Source organism: Geodermatophilus sp. SYSU D00879 (genome assembly GCF_054050375.1).
Genome location: NZ_JBJGZF010000018.1, coordinates 1 through 23,444, shown reverse-complemented (window position 1 = coordinate 23,444; position 23,444 = coordinate 1). Strand labels below are relative to the sequence as shown.

Below are 23,444 nucleotides of genomic sequence, written 5' to 3'. Positions count from 1 at the left end.
TTCCGGGCCCGTCGGGCTCTCAGCGGGAGGCCGCCGCCACCCGCACGCCCAAGCCCACGAGCACCGCGCCGGAGGTCGCGTCGAGGCCGCGGCGCACCCGGGGGCGGCGGAACCAGCTGCCGGCCCGGCCGACGCCGGCCGCCAGCCCGAGGTACAGCGCCGTCTCGACGGTCACCTGCAGCAGCCCCAGCAGGGCCGCGGTCGGCAGCGGGGAGCCGCCGGCCGGGACGAACTGCGGGTAGAAGGCGATCATGAAGACGGCCAGCTTCGGGTTGGCCAGCTGCACGAGCAGCCCCTCGGCGAACGCGCCGCCCCACCGCCGGCGCACCGGCCCCGCCGCGGTGTCGGGCGCCGGCCCGGGACCGCCGCGCAGCGCCCGCCACAGCGCCCGGCCGCCCAGCCACAGCAGCACTGCCGCCCCGACGGCCCGCAGGACGAGGAAGCCGGCCTCCGACGCGGCGACCGCGGCCGCGACGCCCGCGCCGGCCAGCAGCGCCCAGACGAACAGCCCGGCCTCGAGCCCCAGCACCGTCGGCACCGCGGCGGCGGTCCCCCGCAGGGCCGCCCGGCGCACGATGAGCGCGACGGCCGGCCCCGGGGTCGCGGCGATCAGCAGCACCGCCCCCAGGAAGGCGGGCAGCGCGGGCAGCAGCGCCGGGACGTCCACCCGACCAGCGTGGCAGGAGCCCCTCCCGGCGTCGCCGGCTTTTCCCCGTCCTGTCGCGCCCCGCCGGAAGCGCCGCGGCTAGTTGGGGATAACGGAGGACCACGGGACGGCGCGCGTCCCCGGCCGGTCAGCGCCGGCGGTCGCGCCAGGGCCGGCCGTGCAGCCACCACCCGAGCCGGCGGGTGATCCACGGCAGCAGCAGGTAGGTCATCACCGGGGTGAGCGCCAGCGTCACGACCAGCACCCGCAGCGCCACGGGCACGTCGGCCAGCAGCGCCCCGAGGGTCACCGTGGCCAGCAGGTTGAGCGGGTAGAAGACCAGCCAGATCGTCGTCGCCTGCTTCCACCGCGGCGGCGCCGGCGGCCCGGCCGGGGTGGCGACCTCGGTGCTGACCGGCTGGTCGAACCAGCCCTCGATGCCGGTGCGCCGCTCGGTGCGGGTCACCTCGGCCAGCCCCTCCGCCGAGCGCAGCCACCAGGCGCGCTCCGCCGAGGCCTCCCAGGCGTCGAGCGCCTCCTGGTCGGCGAAGCGGCAGAGCATGTGCCACTCGTCCGAGCCGCCGCGCGGGCGCACCCACCCGGCGCCGAGGAAGCCCGGGAAGGTCTCGGCCATCGTCATGCCCGCCCGGATCCACGCCGTCATCTCCCGGGTGTGCGCCGGATCGGCCCGGCGGGTGAAGGAGACGGTGACCGGGAGGCGCGCGCCGGCGACGGGGAGCGACGTCGTCATACCGCCAGGATCGGCGACCCCGGGGGTGCCGCGCAGGCCGCGGCGGCGTGATCTGCCCCGCCCTCGCCGTTCCCCTCCCCCGACCCGACCCTTGTCCGGCGCGCCGGGAAGTTGGGGATAACGGGCGACACGGCGGTCCGGCGGCCTCCGCGGCCCGCCCAGGTGCGTACGGTTGACTCGCCGGGATGGACGCCGTCGACCGCCTGTGGACCCGCGTGACGGCCGAGGCGCCCCTCCCGCCCACCGTCCTGGCCGGCGCCGCCGCCGTCGCGCTGCTCGTCGTGGCCGCCCCCGCGCTGTGGCGCCCGGCGCGGACCGTGGTGACCATCGCCCACGAGGGCGCGCACGGCCTGGCCGCGCTGGCCACCGGCCGCCGGTTGGCCGGCATCCGGCTGCACTCCGACACCTCGGGGCTCACCGTCTCCCGGGGCCGGCCCACCGGCGCCGGGATGGTGCTCACCTGCGCCGCCGGCTACGTCGGGCCGGGGCTGTTCGGGCTGGGCGCCGCGGCGCTGCTGGCGGCCGGGCACGCCGTCGGGGTGCTGTGGGCGCTGCTGGCCCTGCTCGCGCTCCTGCTGCTGCAGATCCGCAACCTCTACGGCCTGTGGGCGGTGCTGGTCACCGGCGCGGGCCTGGCCGCCGTCACCGCGTGGCTGCCGCCGGGCGGGCAGGCCGCCGTCGCCGCGGCGGTCACCTGGTTCCTGCTGCTGGCCGCGCCGCGCACCGTGCTCGAGCTGCAGGGCGCGCGCCGGCGGCGGGCCGCGCCGGACTCCGACGCCGACCAGCTGGCCCGGCTCACCCGGCTGCCCGCGCTGCTGTGGGTGGGCGTGTTCCTGCTGGTCGACCTCGCCGCGCTCGGCCTCGCCGTCCGGTGGCTGCTCCTCTAGCGCCCCCGGGAGGAGTACGGGCTGCGCCGCCGCGGCTCGGCGCCGTGTGGCTGGGTGACCTTCCCGGTGTCCGGCGCCGGCGGGATGTCGACCACCAGGTCCTCGTGGTCGACGGTCACCCGGCGGCCGTGGTGGTGCACGTCGAGCGGGTCGCCGTCGAGCAGCCGGTAGGTGGCCTGCTCCTTGGTCACGGTGACCTGCAGGACGCGGGCCTGGTAGGCCAGCCGGAAGCGCAGCCGGGTGATCCGCTCGGGCAGCCGCGGCGCGAACAGCAGGTGCCCGTCGTGGTCGCGCATCCCGCCGAACCCGGCGACGGCGACCGTCCAGCCGCCGGCCATCGAGGCGATGTGCAGCCCGTGCCCGGAGTTGCCGTGCAGGTTCTGCAGGTCGGTGAGCGCGGCCTCGGCCCAGTAGTCGTAGGCCAGCTCCAGGTGCCCGGTCTCGGCGGCCACCACCGCCTGCTGCGCCGCCGACAGCGAGGAGTCCCGCACCGTGCGGGCCTCGTAGTAGGCGAAGTCGGCGACCTTCTCCTCGAAGGTGAACGCGTCGCCGCGCAGGTGCAGGGCCATCACGAGGTCGGCCTGCTTGACCACCTGCTTGCGGTAGATGTCGAAGTACGGGTAGTGCAGCAGCAGCGGATAGCACTCCCGCGGGGTGTTCGCGAAGTCCCACTCCTCGTGGTGGGTGAACGCGTCGGACTGCATGTGCACGCCCAGCCGGGTGTCGTAGGGCACGGCCATCAGCCGCGCCGCCCGCCGCCAGGTCTCCACCTCGTCCGCGGTGACCTCCAGCCGGCCGGCGACGTCGGGCTGCCGGTCGACCGCCGCGGCCGCCTCGCGCAGGTTCCGCTGCGCCATGAGGTTCGTGTAGACGTTGTTGTCCACCACGGCCGTGTACTCGTCCGGGCCGGTGACGCCGTCGATGCGGAAGCCGTGCTCCTCGTCGAAGTGGCCGAGCGACGCCCACAGCCGGGCGGTCTCGATCAGCAGCTCCGCGCCGAAGTCGCGGTCGAACTCCTCGTCCTCGGTGGCGTGCAGGTACCGGACGACGGCGTCGGCGATGTCGGCGTTGATGTGGAAGGCCGCCGTCCCCGCCGGCCAGTACCCGGAGGTCTCCTCCCCGCGGATGGTCCGCCACGGGAAGGCCGCGCCGTTCAGGCCCAGCACGCGGGCCCGCGCCCGGGCCTTGTCCAGGGTCGAGTACCGCCAGTGCAGCGCGTCGCGGGCGGCGTGCGGGGCGATGTAGGTGAGCGCGGGCAGCACGTAGGTCTCGGTGTCCCAGAAGGTGTGCCCGTCGTAGCCGGGGCCGGTCAGCCCCTTGGCCGGGATGGGCTGCCGCTCGGCGCGCAGGCCGGCCTGCAGCAGGTGGAAGACGCCGACCCGCACGGCCTGCTGCAGCTCGTCGTCGCCGTCGATCTCGACGTCGGCCCCCGCCCAGAACTCGTCGAGGACCTGCCGCTGCTCGTCGGCCAGCCGCGCGAACCCGGCCAGCTTGGCGGTGGCCAGCGCGCCCTCCACCTGGTCGCGCAGCGCCGCCGCGGACCGCCGCGAGGACCAGCCGTAGGCGAGGTACTTGACCAGCTTCACCCCGGACCCGTGGCCGGGCAGCCGCGCGGCCAGGGTGTAGCGGGCGAGGTCCTCGCCGGCCTCCATGTCCTCGGTGGCGGTGTCGGGCACGTCGACGACGTGGTCCATCCCGGCGGCCATCCGCAGGTGGCTGCGCCGGGTGCGGTGCACCATGACGGCGCGCCGCCCCCGGGCGACGCTGAACTCGTTGGCCAGCGGCCGGCGCAGCGCCGCGGCCGCGCGCGGGTCGTCGCCCTCGCTGCCGCTGTCGACCGGCTCGTTGGCCAGCAGGTCCGACTGCAGGGCGATGTAGAGGTCGCCCCGGTCGTCGGTGCACTCGACCTGGTACTCGATCGCGGCGATCGAGCGGCGGCGCAGCGACACCAGCCGGGTGCTGGTCACCCGCACCGTGCGGCCGTTGGGCGAGCGCCACTCGGTGACCCGGCGCAGCACGCCGCGGCGCAGGTCCAGGGTCCGGCGGTGCTCGACGATCTCGCCGTAGTCCAGGTCCAGGGGGGTGTCGCCGACCAGCAGCCGGACCAGCTTGCCGTCGGTCACGTTGACGACGGTCTGCCCCTGCTCGGGGAAGCCGTAGCCGGCCTCGGCGTAGGGCAGCGGCCGCTCCTCGAAGAAGCCGTTGAGGTAGGTGCCGGGGACGACGACCGGCTCCCCCTCCTCGAACGAGCCGCGCAGGCCGACGTGCCCGTTGGCGAGCGCGAACACCGACTCGTGCACGCCCAGCGACGAGTGGTCCAGGCCGATCTCGGTCAGCGACCACGGCTCGACCGGGAAGGTCGCTCTCCCCTCCGTCACGTGCGGTCCTCCAGCAGCTGGTCGAGGTCGGTCACGACGACGTCGGCGCCGTTCTCCTTCAGCGCGTCGGCCTGCCCGACCCGGTCCACGCCGACGACGAACCCGAAGTGCCCCGCCCGCCCGGCCGCGACACCGGCCAGCGCGTCCTCGAACACCGCGGCGGCCGACGGCTCGACGCCCAGGGCGCGGGCGCCGGCCAGGAACGTGTCGGGGGCGGGCTTGCCGCGCAGCCCCTCCCGCGCGGTGACCACGCCGTCGACGCGGGCGTCGATGAGGTCGGCGAAGCCGCCGGCGGCGATGACCTGCTCGCCGTTGGCCGAGGCGGTGACCACCGCGGTGCCCAGGCCCGCGTCCTTGACCGCGCGCAGGTAGGCCAGCGACCCGGGGTAGACCTCGACGCCGTGCTCCTCGAGCTCGGTGAGCAGCAGCTCGTTCTTGCGCCGGCCGACGCCGTGCACGGTCGGCGCGTCCGGCGGGTCCTGCGGCGAGCCCTCGGGCAGCGTGATGCCGCGGCTGGCGAGGAAGTCGCGGACGCCGTCGGCGCGCGGCTTGCCGTCGACGTAGCGGTTGTAGTCGAGCTGGGTGAACTCCGGCGCCTGCGGTTCCCGGGCGCGGAGGAACTCGTCGAAGGTCCGCTTCCAGGCGGCCATGTGCACGGTGGCGGTGCGGGTCAGGACGCCGTCCATGTCGAAGAGGCACACGCGGATGCCGTCGGGGAGTCCGAGCACGCTGCGGACGCTACCCACGCCCGTCCCCGGCGACCCGTCGAGATCACGCGCGGGATCCGGGGCGCGCGCCGGGGACCGGCTGCCTAGGGTCGGCGCCGGGACGGCACCGGCCGCCCCGCCCGCCCGACGGAAGGACCCCGATGGCCGACCGGCCCCAGCCGCCCAGCCCCTACGACTTCCTGCCGCCCGTCCCGTCGTTCACGGTCACCAGCACCGACGTCACCGACGGCGAGGTGCTGCCGGTGCACTGCGTCAGCGGCGTCATGGGCGCAGGCGGGGAGGACCGCTCCCCCCAGCTGTCCTGGTCGGGCCACCCCGAGGAGACCAAGGGGTTCGCGGTCACCGTGTACGACCCCGACGCGCCCACCGCCTCCGGCTTCTGGCACTGGGTGGTCACCGGCATCCCCGGCGACGTCACCGAGCTGCCCACCGGCGCCGGCAGCCGGGACGGCGCCGGCCTGCCCGCGGGCGCCCGGCAGCTGCGCAACGACGCCGGGTTCCCCGGCTACGTCGGCGCCGCGCCGCCGGCCGGCCACGGCCCGCACCGCTACTTCACCGTGGTGCACGCCCTCGACGTCGAGGACATGGGCGTGCCCGACGACGCCAGCCCCGCCTTCCACGGCTTCAACCTCTTCGGCCACACGCTGGCCCGCGCGGTGCTCGTGCCGGTGTACGTCGAGGACTGACCGCCGCGGGGGCGTCCGGGGCCCGGGCCGCCCCGGGCGCCCCGCGGCGGCTCAGGCCGGCGGGCGGGCGGCGACGCCGGTCGAGCCGAGCCAGGCGAAGCCGACCCGCTCGTACACCCGGGCGACGTCGTCGTCCCCGGCGGTGAGGAACACCAGCTCCGCGGTCTCCCGGGCCTGCGCGACCAGCGCCGAGGCCAGCGCCGCGCCGACCCCGCGGCCGCGGCGGCGCGGCGAGCTGGCCACCCCGACCACCTCGCTGATCTCGGTGCCGTCGACGTCGACCGGCTGGTGCGAGCCGACGGCGACCGGCTCGCCGTCCTCGACGGCGACCATCACCACGGTGCGCCCGGTGGCCACCCGCTCGCGCAGGACGGCGGTGCGCGCCTCGTCCGGCGGGCCGGGGTCGTCCAGCACCCCCGCGCCGCCCTCCGCGTGCGGCGCGAAGCCGCTCTCCAGCAGGTGCTGGTAGTGCGGCAGCCGCGGGTCCTCGCCGCCGACCAGGTACAGCCGCACCCCGTGCGGGAGCAGCAGCTCGACCGGCTCGTCGGCGACCAGCAGCGGGAACTCGGTGACCAGCAGCCCGGCCTCGCGGGCGGCGGCGCCCAGCGTCGGCGTCCGCTCCACCACCCACTCGAGGGCGGCCGGCAGGCCCGCCTCCTCCTGCAGCGCCACCGCGGCGCGCACGTCGTCGGCGGTCACCCGGCGGGTGCCCGGGCGCGGGCGGGCCGGGAACGGCCAGGCGGGCGGGCCGATCGGGACGTCGAGCGGGCCGGCGGGGACCGGCGGGGCGTCGGGCAGGGACGCGACGGCGGCGTACTGCTCGACGCGGTCGAGCAGCCCGGGACGCGTCGGCACACCGGCACCCTAGACGCGGGCGCCCGCGGCGGTGCCGGCCGAGCCCGGCCCGGGCCGGTTCGCCACCCCCGCGGGTGACCCCGGCGGCGAGTGCCCGCGGACCCGGGCGGCACGATGGGAGCCGTGACGGCAGGGACCCGCCCCTCGATCTCGCCCTACGCGGCGTTCGACCGCGACGCGTGGCGGGCGCTCGCGGCCACCCGCACGCTACCCCTGGACGAGGCCGACCTGCGCGCGCTGCGCAGCCTGGGCGACCGCATCGACCTCGACGAGGTCGCCACCGTCTACCTGCCGCTGGCCGAACTGCTCAACCTGCACGTCACCGCCAGCCAGCGGCTGTGGGCGGCGCGCAACCGGTTCCTCGGCGACACCACCGCCAAGGTCCCCTACGTCATCGCGGTCGCCGGCAGCGTCGCCGTCGGCAAGAGCACCACCGCCCGGCTGCTGCAGACCCTGCTCGCCGCCGCCCCCGGCTCCCCGCGGGTCGACCTGGTCACCACCGACGGCTTCCTGTGGCCCAACGCCGTTCTCGAGGCCCGCGGCCTCATGGCCCGCAAGGGCTTCCCCGAGAGCTACGACCGGCGCGCGCTCATCCGCTTCCTGTCCGACGTGAAGTCCGGCCGCGGCGAGGTCAGCGCACCGGTCTACTCCCACCAGTCCTACGACGTGCTGCCCGGCCGGCGGCAGGTGGTCGACCGCCCCGACGTCCTGGTGCTCGAGGGGCTCAACGTGCTGCAGGCCGGCCGCCGCGACGACGGCCGGATGCCGGAGGTGTTCCTCTCGGACTTCTTCGACTTCTCCGTCTACGTCGACGCCGCCGAGGCCGACATCCAGCAGTGGTACGTCGAGCGGTTCCTCGCGCTGCGGCGCACCGCCTTCGCCGACACCTCCGCCTACTTCCACCGGTACGCCGACCTCAGCGACGACGACGCCCGCGCCACCGCGCTGTCGATCTGGGCCGCGGTCAACGGCCCCAACCTGCGGCAGAACATCGCGCCCACCCGCTCCCGCGCCCGGCTGGTGCTGCAGAAGGCGGCCGACCACTCGGTGCGCCGGGTGCTGCTGCGCAAGCTCTGACCCCTCCCCCTCGCCGCCGTCCGTCCCGCGCCGTTCCCAGCGGCGGCGGAGTTGGGGATAACGGTCCACCGGGCGGCGGGCGGCATGGTCCGCCCGCCGCCGCGGCCGCCGCCATGGCGAGGACTGACGACCCGATCGGGTCAGGTGGTGAGGTTCGTCACCTGACACCGCCTCCGCGCCGGCGCACACTCGAAGGCGTCCCCGTCACCGGGCACTCACCGTCAGTGATGCCGGTGGTCCCGCCACCGGCCCGATCCGGAGTCCTCCCGATGTGCGTACACCCCATCCCCTGCCCCGACGCCGACGCCGACGCGCGTGACCTCGCGGTCGTCGTGAGCAGCCACCCGGAGCAGGGCTGGAGCCTGCTGTGCAACGGCGTCGTCCTCTTCGACGACGACGGCGAGCTGCTCCCCGACGGCAGCGCCGTCGCCGACCACCACCAGTGGCGGACCGCCGGGCTCGTCCCCGCCTAGGAGCGGCCCGCACGCGACCGAGCGCCCGCCCCCTCGCCGGAGGGGACGGGCGCTCGGTCGTCCCGGGGGCTCAGTCGAAGGCGGCCGCCCCGGCGTCCCCGAACAGCCCGGCGAAGGCCGCCGCGTCGGGGGCGGGGTCCCCGGGGCCGGCGGTCTGGGTGAGGAACAGCCCGCGCGACCCCTCGACGGCGACGCCGACCAGCATCGTGACCGTGTCGCCCCAGCCCTCCACCGTGACCTGCAGGCCGGCGCTCCCGCCGCCGACCGCCGGCAGGTCCAGCGGCGCCAGCTGCGCGGTGGCGTCCCAGCCGAACGGCGCGGTGACCGTCACCGACGAGCAGGCGCCCAGCAGCTGGTCGACCGGCAGGGTCAGCCCCGCGAGCTCCGGCGACTCGGCCACCACCTGGTAGGTGTGCACGTCGTCGCTACGGGCGGCCTGCGCGGCCACGACCGGGTCGGCGGCGTCCTCGGCGGGCTCCGGCAGCGCCTCCAGCACGTCGGCGCAGGCGGCCGGCTCCACGCTCACCCCGTCGGGCAGGCCGTCGTGCTCGCCGTCGTCGTCGTGGTCGTGCCAGCCACCCCAGCCCCAGCCACCCCAGCCCCAGCCACCCCAGCCCCAGCCGTCGTGCCACCCGTCGTGGTCGCCGTCGTGGTCGCCGTCGTGGTCGCCGTCGTGGTCGCCGTCGTGGTCGAGGTCGTCGAGCCGGACGACGGACGCGTCGGGGCCGAACGCCTCGGCGGGCAGCAGCCGGTCGCCCAGGTCACCGGCGGCGGGCGTCTCCGCGGGGGTGCCGGGGTCCTCCGCCGGCGCCGGTGCGGGGCTCGGGGTGGGGGCCGGGGCCTCCTCGGTGGCCGCCGCCGGGCTCACGTCCCCCGGGCCGGCCGCCTCCTCCGCGCCGTCCCCGCACGCGGCGAGCAGCGCCGCCCCCGCGGCCAGCACCGCCGCGCCCGCCGTCCGCCGCACCCGTCCCGCCCTCACCGCCATGGGGTGATCGTCCACCCGGGCGGGGAACGGCGTCGACGGGCCAGAGGTCGGAACCGGACCACGCCCAGGGGCGTTGGTCCGCCGTCCGTCCCCGTCGCCGGAGGTGCCCCGTGCCGACAACCCTGCTGTCCCTCCCCGCCCCCGCCGAGCAGGCCGAGCGGCTGGTCGCCGCCGGCGCCCACGAGCGCGCGGGCCTGTCGGCCGCGGAGCTGCGCGCCCGTGCGGTGGGCGTCCCGGACGACGGGCTGCTCGTCCTCGCGCCGGCGCTGCTGCCGGCCACCGCCCTGGCGGAGCTGGTCTCCTGGCGGGACCGGCCGGTGTTCGTGGTCGTGGACATGACCGACCTCGACGCGTTCGCCCCGCTGGACGACGCCGCCCCGCCCGCCGACGTCTACGCCCTGTCCGCCCCCGAGCGGGGGGACGCGTACCGCAACTGCACGCCCGACGAGTCACTGCCCCGCATCCGCGCCGCCGGCCGGACGCCGCTGACGGTGACCGAGGGCCTGACCTGGCTGCTGCAGTGCCCGGACCTGCTCGAGCGCAACGCCTGCACGATGACCGTCGGCTCCCGGCTGCGCCGGGCGAACGGGTCGCTGGACGCCCGCACCCCGGCGCTGTGGATCAGCAACGGCACCGGCCGCGACGGCCCCGGGCGCCGGGGCTCGGCGAAGGTCGGCTGGTGCTGGGCGGGCAACCGGCACACCTGGCTCGGCATCGCCTCCGCCGCCGGGCGGACGCCGCTGCCCTGACGCCGCTGCCCTGACGCGGTGACCCTGACGCGGCTGCCCTGACGCGGTGAGATCGGCGGTGGTGCCGAGGTCGTCCGGGGCGCCCTCGTCGCGGTCGGGCACGTGCGTCCGCGGCGCGTGCGCGGGCTCCGGCTCGGCGAACGCCTCCGGCGGCGGGCAGGAGCAGACCAGGTTGCGGTCGCCGAAGGCCTGGTCGATCCGGCGCACCGGCGACAGGTAGCCGCGGGTGACCAGCGAGGGCACCGGGAACACCGCGGCGCTGCGCGGGTAGGGCCGGTCCCAGTCGCCGGCGAGCATCTTCAGCGTGTGCGGGGCGTTGCGCAGCGGGTTGTCCGCCGTGTCGTACTCCCCGGACGCGACCTTCTCGATCTCGCCGCGGATGGTCACCATCGCCTCGACGAACCGGTCGAGCTCGGCCTTGTCCTCGCTCTCGGTGGGCTCGACCATGAGCGTGCCCGCGACCGGGAAGCTCATCGTCGGCGCGTGGAAGCCGAAGTCGACCAGCCGCTTGGCGATGTCGTCGTTGGTGATGCCGGTGGCCCGGGTCAGCGGCCGGATGTCGAGGATGCACTCGTGGGCGACCAGCCCGCCGGCGCCGGTGTAGAGCACCGGGAAGTGCTCGCGCAGCCGGGCGGCGAGGTAGTTGGCGCCCAGCACCGCGTGCTCGGTGGCCCGCCGCAGCCCGTCGGGGCCCATCAGCCGCAGGTAGGCCCACGAGATCGGCAGGATCCCGGCCGACCCCCACGGCGCGGCCGACACGGCCGGGCCCTGTCCGCCGGTGTCGGCCAGCGGGTGGCCCGGCAGGAACGGCACCAGGTGCTCGCGGACGCCGATCGGGCCGACGCCGGGGCCGCCGCCGCCGTGCGGGATGCAGAAGGTCTTGTGGAGGTTGAGGTGGCTGACGTCGGAGCCGAACCGGCCCGGCCGCGCCAGCCCGACCATCGCGTTGAGGTTGGCGCCGTCGACGTACACCTGCCCGCCGGCGTCGTGCACCGCGGCGCAGATCTCGCGCACCTCGGTCTCGAACACCCCGTGCGTCGACGGGTAGGTGATCATGATCGCGGCCAGCCGCCCGGCGTGCTGGTCGATCTTGGCCCGCAGGTCGGCGACGTCCACGTTGCCGGCCTCGTCGCAGGCCACCACGACCACCCGCATCCCGGCCATGACCGCGCTGGCGGCGTTGGTGCCGTGCGCGGAGCTGGGGATGAGGCAGACGTCGCGGTGCGACTCGCCGCGGGAGGCGTGGTACCCGCGGATCGCCAGCAGCCCGGCGAACTCGCCCTGCGAGCCGGCGTTGGGCTGCACGCTCACCGCGGCGTACCCGGTGATCTCGGCCAGCCACGTGCACAGCTCGTCGATCAGCTGCCGGTAGCCGCGGGCCCGCTCGGCCGGGGCGAAGGGGTGCAGCCCGGCGAACTCCGGCCAGGTGACGGCGGCCATCTCGACGGCGGAGTTGAGCTTCATCGTGCACGAGCCCAGCGGGATCATCGTGCGGTCCAGCGCCAGGTCCTTGTCCGACAGCGAGCGCAGGTAGCGCATCATCGCCGTCTCCGAGCGGTGCGCGGAGAAGACCGGGTGGGTGAGGAACGGGGTGCGCCGGCGCAGGGCGGCGGGCAGCGCGTCCGGGCCGTCGTCGTCCAGGGCGGACTCGTCCGCGGCGACGCCGAACGCCTCGGCCACCTGCCGCAGCACCGCGGGCGTCGTCGTCTCGTCGCAGGCGACGGCCACGGTGTCGGCGTCCACCCGGCGCAGGTCGATCCGCCGGGCCGCGGCGGCGGCCACCACCTCGTCGGCCCGGCCGGGCACGCGGGCCTGCACGGTGTCGAAGAACGACCCGTGGACGACGTCGACGCCGCCGGCGCGCAGCCACCCGGCCAGCGCCAGGGCGCTGCGGTGCACCCGGGCGGCGATCGCGGTCAGCCCCTCGGGCCCGTGCCACACGGCGTAGGCGCCGGCCATGACGGCGAGCAGCACCTGGGCGGTGCAGATGTTGCTGGTCGCCTTCTCCCGGCGGATGTGCTGCTCGCGGGTCTGCAGCGCCAGCCGGTAGGCGACGTCGCCGTCGGCGTCGACCGACACCCCGACCAGCCGGCCGGGCAGCTGCCGGGCCAGGCCCTCGCGCACCGACAGGTAGCCGGCGTGCGGGCCGCCGTAGCCCAGCGGGACGCCGAAGCGCTGGGTGCTGCCGCAGGCGACGTCGGCACCCCAGGCGCCCGGCGCCTCGAGCAGGGTGAGCGCCAGGACGTCGGCGGCGACGACGACCGCCGCGCCGGCGGCGTGCGCGGCGTCGGCGAGCGCCCGGTGGTCACGGACCGCGCCGCTGGCGCCGGGGTAGGACACCAGCACGCCGAACGCGCCGGCCTCGGGCAGGTCGGCCGGCCAGCCGGCGGACAGGTCGGCCACGTGCAGCCGGATGCCCAGCGGCTCGGCGCGGGTCTCGAGCACCGCGAGGGTCTGCGGCAGCGTGTCGGCGTCGACGACGAACACGGCGTCGGGCTTCGCGCGGCCGGCGCGGCGGACCAGCGTCATCGCCTCGGCCGCGGCGGTGGCCTCGTCGAGCATCGAGGCGCCGGCGACCGGCAGGCCGGTGAGGTCGGCGACCATCGTCTGGAAGTTCAGCAGCGCCTCGAGCCGGCCCTGGCTGATCTCGGGCTGGTAGGGCGTGTAGGCGGTGTACCAGGCGGGGTTCTCCAGCACGTTGCGCTGGATGACCGCCGGGGTGACCGTGCCGGAGTAGCCCAGCCCGATCATCGGGACGGCGACCTGGTTGGCCGCGGCCCGCTCGCGCAGCTCGGCGAGCACGGTGGCCTCGTCGGCGGCCGGGGGCAGCGACAGCTCGTCGCGGTCGCGCACCGCCTCGGGGACGGTGGCGTCCACCAGGGCCTGCAGCGAGTCGTGGCCGACGGCCTCGAGCATCGCGGCGGTCTCGTCCGCCCGGGGGCCGATGTGCCGGCCGGCGAAGGAACCCGCGGGGCTCAGGGAGCGCAACGACGGGAGGGAGTGAGCAGCGTCCGCCACTGCCACGACGCTACCAGCGCCTCCCGCGCGCGAACGGCGGACCGCTCACGGGCGCCGGGCGCGGCGGCTCGCCCGGACGCACGGGAGGGGCGTCCCGCACCCGGCGGGACGCCCCTCGCGGACGTGCGGCCGGCTACGCGGTCTGGGCGCGGCGGCGGCGGCGCAGGGACAGCTCGTCGTCGGCCGCGTGCAGCGGCGCGCCGTCCAGCCGCTCGGCGGGCAGCTCGGCCAGCTCACCGGACAGCTCGCGCAGCGCGCCGGACACCGCGATGCCGAAGACGCCCTGCCCGCCGGCGAGCAGGTCGACGACCTCCTCGGCCGAGGTGCACTCGTAGACCGTCGCCCCGTCGGAGAACAGCGTGACGTTGGCGAGGTCCTTGATCCCGCGGTGGCGCAGGTGGTCGACGGCCTTGCGGATGTTCTGCAGCGACACCCCCGTGTCGAGCAGCCGCTTGACCACCTTCAGCACCAGGATGTCGCGGAACGAGTACAGCCGCTGTGTCCCCGACCCCGTGGCGCTGCGCACCGAGGGGGCGACCAGACCGGTACGGGCCCAGTAGTCCAGCTGGCGGTAGGTGATCCCGGCGGCGGCACACGCCGTAGGGCCGCGGTACCCGACGAGGTCGGTGTCGACCTCGTCGTAGTCCGTCGCCCCCACGGCGGCGTCGCTGAAGAGCTGACCCTGGGAGCCCTCGCTCTGGTCGCTCACGTCAGCGTCCTCCTTCGAGTCCCGCCACGGGCGCGGCGGAGCGTCCCGGAGTGCTCCCGCTTCCCCACGGGTCACACCGGTGTTGTCCGCGACCGTAAGCCGGGCCCCCAGGGCGGTCAACTGACGCGGGCGGCGTGTCGCCCCACTCACCCCGAGAGAGTGGTATCGGCAGCTGCGCGCGGGGCTCCAGCGTTCTGTGACTGGTGTGACGAGGGCGACGTGCGGGGTCCCACCCGTCCCGTGCGTGCACCCACGGCAGCGGGACGCCGCCCGCGGGCCGGCGTCCCGCCGCGGGGTCGGGTCTCAGGCGCCGCCGGAGCCGGAACCGGCGCCGAAGTCCTCGGGCGAGATCTGGTCGAGGAACTCGCGGAACTTCTCGACCTCGTCCTCCTGCTCGTCGGGGATCTCGATCCCGACCTCGTCGAGCAGCTCCTCGGCGCCGTAGATGGGCGCGCCGGTGCGCACGGCCAGGGCCACGGCGTCCGACGGGCGGGCGCTGACCACCCGGTCGTCGCCGAAGTCCAGCTCGGCGATGTAGATGCCGTCGCGCATCTCGGTGATGTTGACCGCCTCGAGGGTGGCGCCGAGGGTGCGCACGACCTCGCGGAGCAGGTCGTGGGTCATCGGCCGCGCCGGCCGCACGCCCTGCTGCTCGAACGCGATGGCGGCGGCCTCGACCGCGCCGATCCAGATCGGCAGGTACCGCTCCCCCTGCGTCTCCTTCAGCAGCAGGATCGGCTGGTTGCCGGGCAGCTCGACCCGGACCCCGACGACTCTGAGTTCCTGCACGGTGTTGCTCCTCAGCTGCGGCGGTACGGGGAGGCGCCGGTGCGCGGTGACGGACGGCCGGTCCGGCGGCTGGGTCCACCGTACGCCGGACTCACGGGCGCAACAGGTCGCGCAGTCGCGCCTCCAGCAGCGCCCGGTGCAACTGCGCCGACAGCGCCGCGAGCTCGGCCAGCTGCTCGCCGGCGCGGGCCCGCGCGTCCTCCGAGCGGGAGCGCAGCACCGGCGCGAGCAGCTGCTCGACCAGCGCCGCCTCCCGCTCCGCGCCGGTGCGGAACACCCGCAGGTGGCGCGGCTCGATGCCGTGCCGGGCCAGCCCCGCGGCCGCCCGCGCGACCGGCAGGTCGCCGGCCGGGTACCGCCCGTCGGCGTCGGGCACGAGCAGCCCGAACTGGACGTGGTCGCCCAGCTGGGCCGGCGTCAGCCCGGCCGCCGCGGCGAACGCGGCGGCCGTCATCGGCCCGGCCGCCGCCGGCGCCTCCCCGTCCGGCCGGAGCTCCTCCGGCACGGCCGGGGCGGCCGGGTCCGGCACCGGCTCCCCGCGGTCGAGCGCGTCCAGCTGCTCCTTGATGACCCGCAGCGGCAGGTAGTGGTCCCGCTGGGCGGTGAGCACGTAGCGCAGCCGGTCGACGTCGGCCCGGGAGAACTTCCGGTATCCCGACGGCGTCCGCTCCGGGGAGACCAGGCCCTCGGCCTCGAGGAACCGGATCTTGCTGATGGTCACGTCGGGGAAGTCGTCGCGCAGGGCGCCCAGCACCGCCCCGATGGTCAGGCGGGGGGTGCGGGCGTCGGGCGCGCCGTCCCCGGACGCGCCGGCGGGCGCTCCGGGCACCGGGTCAGCGGGCGGTGGGCTCGCCGGTGCGCGGGCCGGTCAGGTAGACGAGGCGGAACTTGCCGATCTGCACCTCGTCGCCGCCGGAGAGGGTCGCGACGTCGACCGGCTCGCGGTTGACGTAGGTGCCGTTGAGGCTGCCGACGTCGTGCACCGAGAAGCCGCCGCCCTCGCGGTGGAACTCCACGTGCCGGCGGCTGACGGTCACGTCGTCGAGGAAGATGTCGCTGTCGGGGTGCCGGCCGGCGGTGGTGACGTCCTGGTCGAGCAGGAAGCGGCTGCCGGCGTTCGGGCCGCGCTTGACCACGAGCAGCGCGGACCCGGCGGGCAGGGACTCGACCGCCCCGGCGTGCGAGTCGGCCGAGGGCTCGGCGGCCTCCGGGACGTCGCCGGTGTCCTCGCCGCCGACCTTGGGGATGACGCTCGTCGACTCCCCGACGCGCTCCTGGGAGAGGGCGGCGCCGCACTGCGCGCAGAAGCGACTGCCCTCGGGGTTGTCGTGGCCACAACGAGTGCAGTGCACGTCTGTCTCCTCCGGTGCAGGGGGCACCGCCGCGGGCGTGGGGTCCTGCCGCGGGCGGCCGGCGGACGACGGCACCGGGCGGTGTCGTCGCGGGTCGGCCGCCGTGCGGGGCACGGCGGGCCGTTGGTCATGGAACCAGCGGTGGTCCCGGGGGTCAACCGGACGCCGGGGGCGGTGTCACAGCTGTCCCACGGGGCCGTCGAGAGCCCGTTCCCAGGGGCAGCATAGTGATCGTGCCCGGCCGCCCGAGCGGCCCGGGGGGTGGTCAGGACGCGTCGACCAGCGCCTGGTAGGCGGCCGCGTCGAGCAGGCCGGCGGTGGGGTCGCCGCCGTCGCCGGCCACGGTGATCTCGACCAGCCAGCCGGTCCCGTAGGGGTCGGCGTTGATGGTCTCCGGGGCGTCGCCGAGGGCCTCGTTGACCGCCGAGACGGTCCCTGCCACCGGCGAGTAGACGTCGGACACCGACTTGGTCGACTCGACCTCGCCGATCGGGTTGCCGGGGCCGACCTCCTCCCCCACCTCGGGCAGCTGCACGAACACGATGTCGCCGAGCGCGTCCTGCGCGTGGTCGGTGATGCCGACCCGGACGACCGTGCCCGCCTCCCCGCTGCCCTGCACGAGCGCCCACTCGTGCTGGTCGGTGTAGCGGCGGTCGTCGGGCGTGCTCATGCGGTGTCGTCTCCAGGTCGGTCCGTGGCCCTCCTGCGGGGGCCCGCGCCGAGCGTCAGCGAGGCGTGGGGGCAGGAGGGCCCTCAGTCGGTGTCGGGCTGAGCGTATTGAGGCTCGTCGAGCGGCCGCAACGCGTCCACCACGACCCGGTCGCGCTGCTCGATGTCGACGCTGCCGCCCTGCCGGCCGACCCGGTCGACGACGCCGCCGGGGATGCTCATCGCCGTCTGCAGGTCCTGCGGGGAGCCGATGACGACGACCTCGTAGGGGGCGCTCACCGCCCGCCCGTCGACCTGCAGGGCGCCCGGCACGCCGGTGACGGCGGTGGAGACGCCGACCCGCACGCCGTCGATCTGCATGGTCTCCGCGCCGGCGCCGCGCAGCTCCTGGATGGCGTCGAGGAGGTCGGCCACCCGCACCTGGGCCTCGGGGTCGCGGATGGTCATGACCAGGCCCGGCCCCTCGGCGGCGACGGTGCCGTTGAGGACGGCCAGGGCGTCGGCGCGCTCGTTGGCGTCCTCCAGGGCGGCGGCCGAGCGGCTGTCGGTGTCGGACAGCTCGCGCAGCGCGCCGCGCTGGTCGGCGATCTGGGCGCGCAGCCGCTCCTCCTCGAGGTCGAGGTCGTCGAGGATCGCGACGAGCTCCTCCTCGCGGGCGCCCTCCAGCGCCTGGCCGGTGTCGGTGCTGCGCACCTGCACCGCGATCGCGAAGCCGAGCAGCACGGTGAGGACGCCGATCAGCAGGCCGGCGACCACCCGCTGCCGGCGGCGCCGCGGGGCGGCCGGTGCCTCCTCCGGGCCGGCCTCCGCGGCGGGGTCGTCGGCGGGCTCGGGGGCGTCGGCGGCGGGTCCGGGGGCGTCGGCGGCGGGTCCGGGGGCGTCGGCGACCGGGGCGGTCCCGGCGGCCCGGGCCTCGGCGGGGCCGGCGTCGGCGACCTCCGGCCCGGCGTCGTCCGGGTCGGGCGGCCGCGGGTCGTCCCCGGCGGGACGCGGGGTGCCGCTCATGCCCGGAACAGGTGCCGGCGGATGGCCGCGGCGTTGCCGAAGATGCGGATGCCGAGGACGACGACGACCGCCGTGGACAGCTGCGCGCCGACGCCGAGCTGGTCGCCGAGGAAGACGATCAGCCCGGCGACGACGACGTTCGACACGAACGAGATGACGAACACCTTGGCGTCGAAGATCCCGTCGAGGCGGGCGCGGGCACCGCCGAACACCGCGTCGAGCGCGGCGACCACCGCGATCGGCAGGTAGGGCTGCAGCCACAGCGGGACGGTGGGGTCGAGGACGAGGCCGAGCGCGATGCCGACGGCCAGGCCGATGACGGGGATCACCGCTCAGTCCCCCGTGCCGCCGGTGGCGGCGTCGGCCGGGGTGCCGGCGAAGGGCACGGCGGAACGCAGCTCGGGGACTCCCCCGGCGGGAACGGACAGCTCGTCCTCCTGGGCGAACTCGAAACGCAGGCCGTAGGTCTCCGAGATGACCGCCAGGGCGTTGACCTCGGCACTGGCCAGGAACCGGGCCCGGAGCTCGTCCGGGTCCCCGATGGCGCTGACGCGGTAGGGGTTGGTGACCGGGCGGAAGTCCACGAGGACCGCCTCCCCGGCGAAGCGGATCGCGGTGGTCGGGCCCAGCCGCTGGCCGTTGATCGACACCGCCTCGGCGCCGGCGGACCACAGCGCGTTGACCACCAGCTGCAGGTCGCCGTCGCGGACGTCTCCGCTGCCGTCGTCGGCGGTGCCGCCGACCGGGTCGGCGTCGGCGTCGGGCTCGGCGTCGGCCAGGGTGACCAGCAGGCCGGGGCCGGTGACCGGGTCGAGGCCGGCGGCGAGCTCGGCGGCGTCGAGGGCGTCGATGGCCCGCTGGCCGACGGTGCTGGCGGCCAGCGCGTCGTCGCGGGCGTCGGCGACCCGGCCGCGCAGGTCCTCCAGCTCGGCGGCGAGGTCGTCGGTGCTGGCGGACTGGACGCCGATCTCCTCCACCAGCCGGGCGCGGACCTCGTCCTGCCCGGCCTGTCCGGCGGCGGCCTGGTGGTAGGTCACGGAGAACAGCAGCCCGGCCAGCGCCATGGTCAGCGCGACCGCCAGCGCGCCCACCCGGCGGCGGGGCGGCGGGGCGTCCCCGGGGCGGGCGGCACGGGCCTCGGCGGCACGGGCATAGGCCGGGTCCAGGGTCTCGGCGAGCACCTGGTCCAGCAGCGAGGCGCCCATGGAGCGCATCCCGCCGCGGGCCGGCGGGGCCGGCCGGGGAGTCGGTCGGGTCGCGGTCACGGCGCCGGGCGGGCCGGCGCGCCCGCCCCGGACCGGGCCGTGCCCCGGGTCAGCGCCCGCTCGGTGCGCACCATGCCGGCCACCTGGACGACGTAGAGCACGCCGGCCAGCACGTAGAGCACGCCGCCCCAGATGGTGAACGCGTAGGCGAACGGCTGCACCCAGGCCAGCCAGGCGCCGGTGGCGTCGTCGGCCAGCAGCAGCAGCGGGAAGGCGTAGAGCAGGTTGAACGTGGCCGCCTTGCCCAGGTAGTGCACCTGCAGCGGCTCGTAGCGGTGGTGGCGCAGGACCAGCAGCATCAGGCCGAGCACCACCTCGCGGCCGACGAGCACCGCGACCACCCACAGCGGGACGACGTCGCGGAGCACGAAGGCGATCAGCGTCGCGACGATGTACAGCCGGTCGGCGGCCGGGTCCAGCAGCGCGCCGAGGCGGCTGGACTGGCCGAGCACCCGGGCGAGCTTGCCGTCGGCCCAGTCGGTGACGCCGGAGACCATGAGCACGACCACGGCCCAGCCGTCCTCCTGCGGGCCCAGCAGCAGCCAGAGGAACAGCGGCACGCCGAGCAGCCGCAGCACCGACAGGGCGTTGGGGACGGTCCACACCCGGTCGGGCAGCTCGTTGCGGTCGGTCACCCGGCCCACACCCGCGTCCGGCCCCACCACCGCGCCCGCCATCGACCCCGGTTCCGGGGACGCCGGGACGGCCGACGGCCCCTGCGACGACGTCACTGCTCCTCCACCCCGCTGCACACCGTGCCCGAGGCTAGTCGACGGACCCCGCCGTTCCCCGCCACGCGCAGGCTCGTGGCGGGGACCTGCAGCGGGGGCCTGCAGCGGGGCCGGGCGCTACGCCGGGACGAGCAGCGAGGCGGGGGCCGGCTCGTGGCCGAGCGGGCGCCGGCTGAAGGAGCCGGTGCCGTGGCTGACCGAGCGCAGCGCCCCGGCGTAGCCGAGCAGCTCCACCTCGGGCACCTCGGCGCGGACGGTGGTGCGGTCCCGGTTGGGGTCGGCGTCGCTGCCGGTCACCCGGGCGCGGCGGGAGGACAGGTCGCTCATCACCGCGCCCACGTGCTCCCCGGGCACGACCACCTCGACCTCGCACCACGGCTCGAGCACCTTGGTGCCCGCGGCGGCCGCGAGCTCGCGGACCGCCAGCGCCCCGGCGGACTGGAAGGCGGCGTCGGAGGAGTCGACCGAGTGCGCCTTGCCGTCGACGAGGACGAACGCGACGTCGACCAGCGGCCGGTCCTCGTGCACGCCCTTGGCCGCCTGCGCGCGGATCCCCTTCTCGACGCTGCCGTGGTACTGGCTGGGCACCGCCCCGCCGACCACCCGCTGCTCGAAGGTGATGCCCGACCCCGGCGGCCCGGGCTCGGCCTCGACCACGACGACGGCGTACTGCCCGTGGCCGCCGGACTGCTTGACCAGCCGCCCGGTGGCCTTCGCCGGCGCGGCGAGGGTCTCCACCATCGGCACCCGCACCGGGACGGTGGTCACCGCGACGCCGTGCCGGGTGCGCAGCCGCTCGAGCAGCACCTCGCCGTGGGCCTCCCCCACGCACCACAGCAACAGCTGCCCGGTGTCGCGGGAGCGCTCGACGCGCACCGTCGGGTCCTCGGCCGCCAGCCGGGCCAGCGCCGGCCCGAGCCGGTCCTCGTCGCCGCGGGAGGCGGCCTCCACCGCGACCGGGTGCTGCGGCACCGGCAGGTCCCAGGGCGGCACTAGCCGCGGGTCGCCGGGCGCGGACAGGGTGTCGCCGGTCTCGGCGGTGCTCAGCCGGGCGACGGCGCACACGTCGCCGGCCGGGCAGGCGGCGACCGGGCGCAGCGCGGACCCGAGCGGGGAGGACACCGCGCCGATGCGCTCGTCGGCGTCGTGGTCGGGGTGGCCGCGGTCGGCGCCGCCGTGCCCGGAGACGTGCACCGGGGTGTCGGGGGTGAGGGTGCCGGAGAACACGCGCAGCAGGGAGACCCGGCCGAGGTAGGGGTCGGTCGTCGTCTTGACCACCTCGGCGACCAGCGGGCCGTCGGGGTCGCAGGTCAGCGCGGGGGCCCTGGAGCCGTCGGGGCGGGTGACCGGCGGGCAGCCGTGCTCGGCGGGGCTCGGGAAGCCGTGCACGATGAGGTAGAGCAGCGCGTCGAGGCCGATGCCCTGCAGCGGGGTGGCGCACAGCACCGGGTGGAAGTGGCCGCGGGCGACCGCGGTGCCCAGGTCGGCCATCAGGTCGCCCTGGACCAGCTCGTCGCCGGCGAGGTAGCGCTCCATGAGCGCCTCGTCCTCGCTCTCGCCGATGATCCCCTCGATCAGCTCGCCGCGGAGCCGCTCGGCGTCGGGGGCCTGCGCGCCGGGCTCGAGCAGGTTGACCACGCCGCGCACGGTCCCGTCGGGCGCCCGGTCGACGAGGTGGACCGGGTACACCCCCTCCCCGAGCGCCGTCTGGCACAGCCGCACGGTCTCCTCGACGTCGGCCCGGGCGCGGTCGAGCTGGGTGACGACGACGGCGCGCGGCATGCCGACCGCGGCGCACTCCTCCCACAGCTGCACGGTGGTCGCGTCGACGCCGCCGACGGCGGAGACGACGAACAGCGCGGCGTCGGCGGCGCGCAGCCCGGCGCGCAGCTCGCCGACGAAGTCGGGGCTGCCGGGGGTGTCGAGGAGGGTGATCCGGGTGCCGTCGTGCTCGACGGTGGCCACGCCGAGGGTCACCGAGCGCTGCTGGCGGACCTCGACGTCGTCGCTGTCCAGGCAGGTGGTGCCGTCCTCGACCCGGCCGGCGCGCACGAGCGCGCCGGTGGCCACGAGTAGCGCCTCGGCGAGGGTCGTCTTGCCGGCGCCGGCGTGGCCGACGAGGGCCACGTTGCGCACCCGGGCCGCCTCCCGCGGCTCCGGCGCCGGGACGACCTCCTTACCCACGGCGGCCGCCGGGCCGGTCGCTGTCCTGGACGGGGATGCGCACGGGGACCTCCCGGGCTCGCGGGATGTGGTGTGCACCACACCCTGCCCCCGGACGCGCGGGCCGGGCAAGCCCCTGCCGGGACTCAGTCGGCGGCGGTCCCGGCGGCCGAGCCGACCGTGACCTGGACGCTGCTCGCGGCCCACCCGGCGGGGGTGACGTCGCCGACGGCGACGGTCACGTCGTCGCGGGTGCCCGCCGCCAGCGCGGCCATGACCAGCCGGGCGGCGGCGGCCGCGGGGCGCCGCTCGGCGGCGAGGACGCGCTGCAGGGTGGCGGCCGGGACGACGCCGGACAGCCCGTCGGAGCACAGCAGCAGTCGGTCGCCGGGCTCGGCGCGGACGGCGAGCAGGTCGGCCCGGCCGGGGTCGGCCGAGCCGCCCAGGGCGCGCAGCAGCACCGAGCGCATCGGGGAGGCGGCGGCCTCCTCGGGGGTCAGGTCGCCGGAGTCGACCAGCGCCTGCACCAGCGAGTGGTCGGTGGTGAGGCGGGTGAGGACGCCGGCGCGCAGCAGGTGGGCGCGGCTGTCGCCGACGTGCGCGACGACGACCCGGCCGTCGCGGGTGAGCACGGCCGCGGTGCAGGTGGTGGCCATGCCGGCCAGCGCGGGGTCGGCCGCGGCGGCCGCGCGCACGGCGGCGTCGGCGGCGGCGAGCGCGTCGGCGAGCCCGGCGTCGGGCGCGGCCTCGGTGCCGTCGGCGCGGGCGGCGGCCGCGCGCGCGACGACCTCCGCCACGGCCAGGCGGGCCGCGGTGGCCCCGCCCCGCCCGCCGCCCACGCCGTCGGCGACCACGAGCAGCGCGGGACCGGCGGACCCGGCGTCCTGGTCGGCGCCGCGCGGGCCGGCGAGGGAGACCGCGGCGGGGTCGAGGACCAGCCGGTCCGGCCCGGCCCCGTCCGGCGGCGGGACCCGGCGCCCGCCGGGCGCCTCGGCCGCGGGGAACCACGGCAGCGGCGTCGACGGGGCGGTCACGGCCGACAGCATGGACCGCAGCGCGCGGTTCCGGAGGGTGACGGCGCGCGCCGCCCTCCGGTGCGCCCGCGGCGACCGGTGGCCCCGGCCCCGTCCCGCGGTGCCCGCCCTTCCCCCGCGGCGCGAGGCCGGGCACCCGCGGCGGCGGGGCCGGGCCGGGAGACTGGGGCGGTGACGAGCGCGACGGGCGGGCACGCGGCCGGGCGGGACCAGGAGAGCAGCCGGGCGCACGCGGTGCCGCGGGAGGCCGCCGACGGGCCGCCGCCGTGGGTGGCCGCGTGCGGGACGCCGGTCGCCGTCGTCCAGGGGGCGTGGAACGGCCGGCGCGGGCTGGGCTCCGACGACGTCTGCCCGGAGTGCCGGCGCCTGGTCCCCGCCTGAGGCGTCCTGGCTCACCGCCGCGCGTCCTGGCTCACCGCCGCGCGTCCTGGCTCACCGCCGCGCGTCCTGGCTCACCGCCGCGCGTCCTGGCTCACGGTCGGCGGTGAGCCAGG

The 23,444-nt window shown here is 76.8% G+C and carries 23 protein-coding genes and 1 pseudogene; 6 read left to right on the top strand and 18 right to left on the bottom strand.

Going from position 1 to position 23,444, the window contains the following annotated elements:
* Positions 1-19: 19 nt before the first annotated feature.
* Together ACI79B_RS19395 and ACI79B_RS19390 are read right to left on the bottom strand one after the other, a co-directional pair.
* Positions 20-667 (bottom strand): LysE family translocator, encoded by a 648-nt coding sequence (locus tag ACI79B_RS19395; protein ID WP_456929637.1) that lies wholly within the window; start codon positions 665-667, stop codon positions 20-22.
* A 127-nt stretch (positions 668-794) separates the two neighbouring features.
* Entirely contained in the window at positions 795-1,397 is a 603-nt protein-coding gene (locus ACI79B_RS19390) for an antibiotic biosynthesis monooxygenase (RefSeq protein WP_456929636.1), read from the bottom strand.
* A gap of 185 nt (positions 1,398-1,582) precedes the next feature.
* On the opposite strand from ACI79B_RS19390, the gene ACI79B_RS19385 reads away from it, so the two are divergent.
* Positions 1,583-2,284, top strand: a complete 702-nt coding sequence (locus tag ACI79B_RS19385; protein ID WP_456929635.1) for a M50 family metallopeptidase — start codon at positions 1,583-1,585, stop codon at positions 2,282-2,284.
* Here the strand turns inward: ACI79B_RS19385 and ACI79B_RS19380 are convergent.
* Both ACI79B_RS19380 and ACI79B_RS19375 read right to left on the bottom strand, forming a co-directional pair.
* On the bottom strand, positions 2,281-4,662 hold the full coding sequence (locus tag ACI79B_RS19380) for a glycoside hydrolase family 65 protein (protein WP_456929634.1): 2,382 nt from the start codon (positions 4,660-4,662) through the stop codon (positions 2,281-2,283). The genes ACI79B_RS19385 and ACI79B_RS19380 overlap by 4 nt on opposite strands.
* Positions 4,659-5,390 carry an HAD family hydrolase gene (locus ACI79B_RS19375; RefSeq protein ID WP_456929633.1) on the bottom strand — a complete coding sequence of 244 codons (732 nt, stop codon included), beginning with the start codon at positions 5,388-5,390 and terminating at the stop codon, positions 4,659-4,661. Before ACI79B_RS19375 ends, ACI79B_RS19380 begins: the two co-directional genes overlap by 4 nt.
* Positions 5,391-5,530: 140 nt before the next feature.
* On the opposite strand from ACI79B_RS19375, the gene ACI79B_RS19370 reads away from it, so the two are divergent.
* Positions 5,531-6,076, top strand: coding sequence for a YbhB/YbcL family Raf kinase inhibitor-like protein (locus tag ACI79B_RS19370; protein ID WP_456929632.1), 546 nt, complete (start codon positions 5,531-5,533; stop codon positions 6,074-6,076).
* A gap of 51 nt (positions 6,077-6,127) precedes the next feature.
* Here the strand turns inward: ACI79B_RS19370 and ACI79B_RS19365 are convergent, their stop codons facing one another.
* Positions 6,128-6,931, bottom strand: coding sequence for a GNAT family N-acetyltransferase (locus ACI79B_RS19365; RefSeq protein WP_456929631.1), 804 nt, complete (start codon positions 6,929-6,931; stop codon positions 6,128-6,130).
* Positions 6,932-7,045: 114 nt separating this feature from the next.
* Between ACI79B_RS19365 and coaA the strand changes: the two genes are divergently transcribed.
* On the top strand, positions 7,046-8,008 hold the full coding sequence (coaA, locus tag ACI79B_RS19360; protein WP_456929630.1) for a type I pantothenate kinase: 963 nt from the start codon (positions 7,046-7,048) through the stop codon (positions 8,006-8,008).
* Positions 8,009-8,277: 269 nt separating this feature from the next.
* The gene (locus ACI79B_RS19355; RefSeq protein WP_456929629.1) at positions 8,278-8,481 is read left to right on the top strand and encodes a DUF5999 family protein; all 204 of its coding nucleotides are present in this window, start codon (positions 8,278-8,280) and stop codon (positions 8,479-8,481) included.
* 70 nt (positions 8,482-8,551) lie between these two features.
* On the opposite strand, the gene ACI79B_RS19350 is transcribed toward ACI79B_RS19355, so the two are convergent.
* Positions 8,552-9,466, bottom strand: a complete 915-nt coding sequence (locus ACI79B_RS19350) for a hypothetical protein (protein WP_456929628.1) — start codon at positions 9,464-9,466, stop codon at positions 8,552-8,554.
* 110 nt (positions 9,467-9,576) lie between these two features.
* Between ACI79B_RS19350 and ACI79B_RS19345 the strand changes: the two genes are divergently transcribed.
* On the top strand, positions 9,577-10,215 hold the full coding sequence (locus tag ACI79B_RS19345; protein WP_456929627.1) for a DUF5701 family protein: 639 nt from the start codon (positions 9,577-9,579) through the stop codon (positions 10,213-10,215).
* Between the two features lie 168 nt (positions 10,216-10,383).
* On the opposite strand, the pseudogene gcvP reads toward ACI79B_RS19345, so the two are convergent.
* The 12 genes and pseudogenes from gcvP to ACI79B_RS19285 all read right to left on the bottom strand — a co-directional run.
* Positions 10,384-13,233, bottom strand: a pseudogene (gene gcvP / locus ACI79B_RS19340) (aminomethyl-transferring glycine dehydrogenase); the annotation flags it as partial.
* A 133-nt stretch (positions 13,234-13,366) separates the two neighbouring features.
* Positions 13,367-13,942 (bottom strand): MerR family transcriptional regulator, encoded by a 576-nt coding sequence (locus tag ACI79B_RS19335; protein WP_456929625.1) that lies wholly within the window; start codon positions 13,940-13,942, stop codon positions 13,367-13,369.
* 303 nt (positions 13,943-14,245) lie between these two features.
* Positions 14,246-14,731 carry a bifunctional nuclease family protein gene (locus tag ACI79B_RS19330; protein WP_387988177.1) on the bottom strand — a complete coding sequence of 162 codons (486 nt, stop codon included), beginning with the start codon at positions 14,729-14,731 and terminating at the stop codon, positions 14,246-14,248.
* Positions 14,732-14,822: 91 nt separating this feature from the next.
* Positions 14,823-15,560 (bottom strand): transcriptional regulator FtsR, encoded by a 738-nt coding sequence (gene ftsR, locus ACI79B_RS19325; protein WP_456929624.1) that lies wholly within the window; start codon positions 15,558-15,560, stop codon positions 14,823-14,825.
* 4 nt (positions 15,561-15,564) lie between these two features.
* Positions 15,565-16,083, bottom strand: a complete 519-nt coding sequence (gene odhI, locus ACI79B_RS19320) for an oxoglutarate dehydrogenase inhibitor Odhl (RefSeq protein WP_456929623.1) — start codon at positions 16,081-16,083, stop codon at positions 15,565-15,567.
* A 265-nt stretch (positions 16,084-16,348) separates the two neighbouring features.
* Positions 16,349-16,753: a glycine cleavage system protein GcvH gene (gene gcvH, locus ACI79B_RS19315; protein ID WP_456929622.1), complete on the bottom strand. Its 405-nt coding sequence runs from the start codon at positions 16,751-16,753 to the stop codon at positions 16,349-16,351.
* Positions 16,754-16,836: 83 nt separating this feature from the next.
* Complete coding sequence (locus tag ACI79B_RS19310) at positions 16,837-17,757, bottom strand: DUF881 domain-containing protein (RefSeq protein WP_456929621.1); 921 nt, start codon at positions 17,755-17,757, stop codon at positions 16,837-16,839.
* Positions 17,754-18,086: a small basic family protein gene (locus tag ACI79B_RS19305; protein WP_387988172.1), complete on the bottom strand. Its 333-nt coding sequence runs from the start codon at positions 18,084-18,086 to the stop codon at positions 17,754-17,756. The genes ACI79B_RS19310 and ACI79B_RS19305 overlap by 4 nt, the downstream gene beginning before the upstream one ends.
* Before the next feature lie 3 nt (positions 18,087-18,089).
* Positions 18,090-18,962: a DUF881 domain-containing protein gene (locus ACI79B_RS19300; protein ID WP_456929620.1), complete on the bottom strand. Its 873-nt coding sequence runs from the start codon at positions 18,960-18,962 to the stop codon at positions 18,090-18,092.
* A 56-nt stretch (positions 18,963-19,018) separates the two neighbouring features.
* Positions 19,019-19,657 carry a CDP-alcohol phosphatidyltransferase family protein gene (locus ACI79B_RS19295; RefSeq protein ID WP_456929619.1) on the bottom strand — a complete coding sequence of 213 codons (639 nt, stop codon included), beginning with the start codon at positions 19,655-19,657 and terminating at the stop codon, positions 19,019-19,021.
* Positions 19,658-19,870: 213 nt separating this feature from the next.
* Positions 19,871-21,937: an elongation factor G-like protein EF-G2 gene (locus ACI79B_RS19290; RefSeq protein WP_456929618.1), complete on the bottom strand. Its 2,067-nt coding sequence runs from the start codon at positions 21,935-21,937 to the stop codon at positions 19,871-19,873.
* Between the two features lie 125 nt (positions 21,938-22,062).
* Positions 22,063-22,950 carry a PP2C family protein-serine/threonine phosphatase gene (locus tag ACI79B_RS19285; protein WP_456929617.1) on the bottom strand — a complete coding sequence of 296 codons (888 nt, stop codon included), beginning with the start codon at positions 22,948-22,950 and terminating at the stop codon, positions 22,063-22,065.
* A 171-nt stretch (positions 22,951-23,121) separates the two neighbouring features.
* Here ACI79B_RS19285 and ACI79B_RS19280 point away from each other — a divergent pair, with 171 nt between their 5' ends.
* The gene (locus tag ACI79B_RS19280; protein ID WP_456929616.1) at positions 23,122-23,331 is read left to right on the top strand and encodes a hypothetical protein; all 210 of its coding nucleotides are present in this window, start codon (positions 23,122-23,124) and stop codon (positions 23,329-23,331) included.
* Positions 23,332-23,444: the final 113 nt, after the last annotated feature.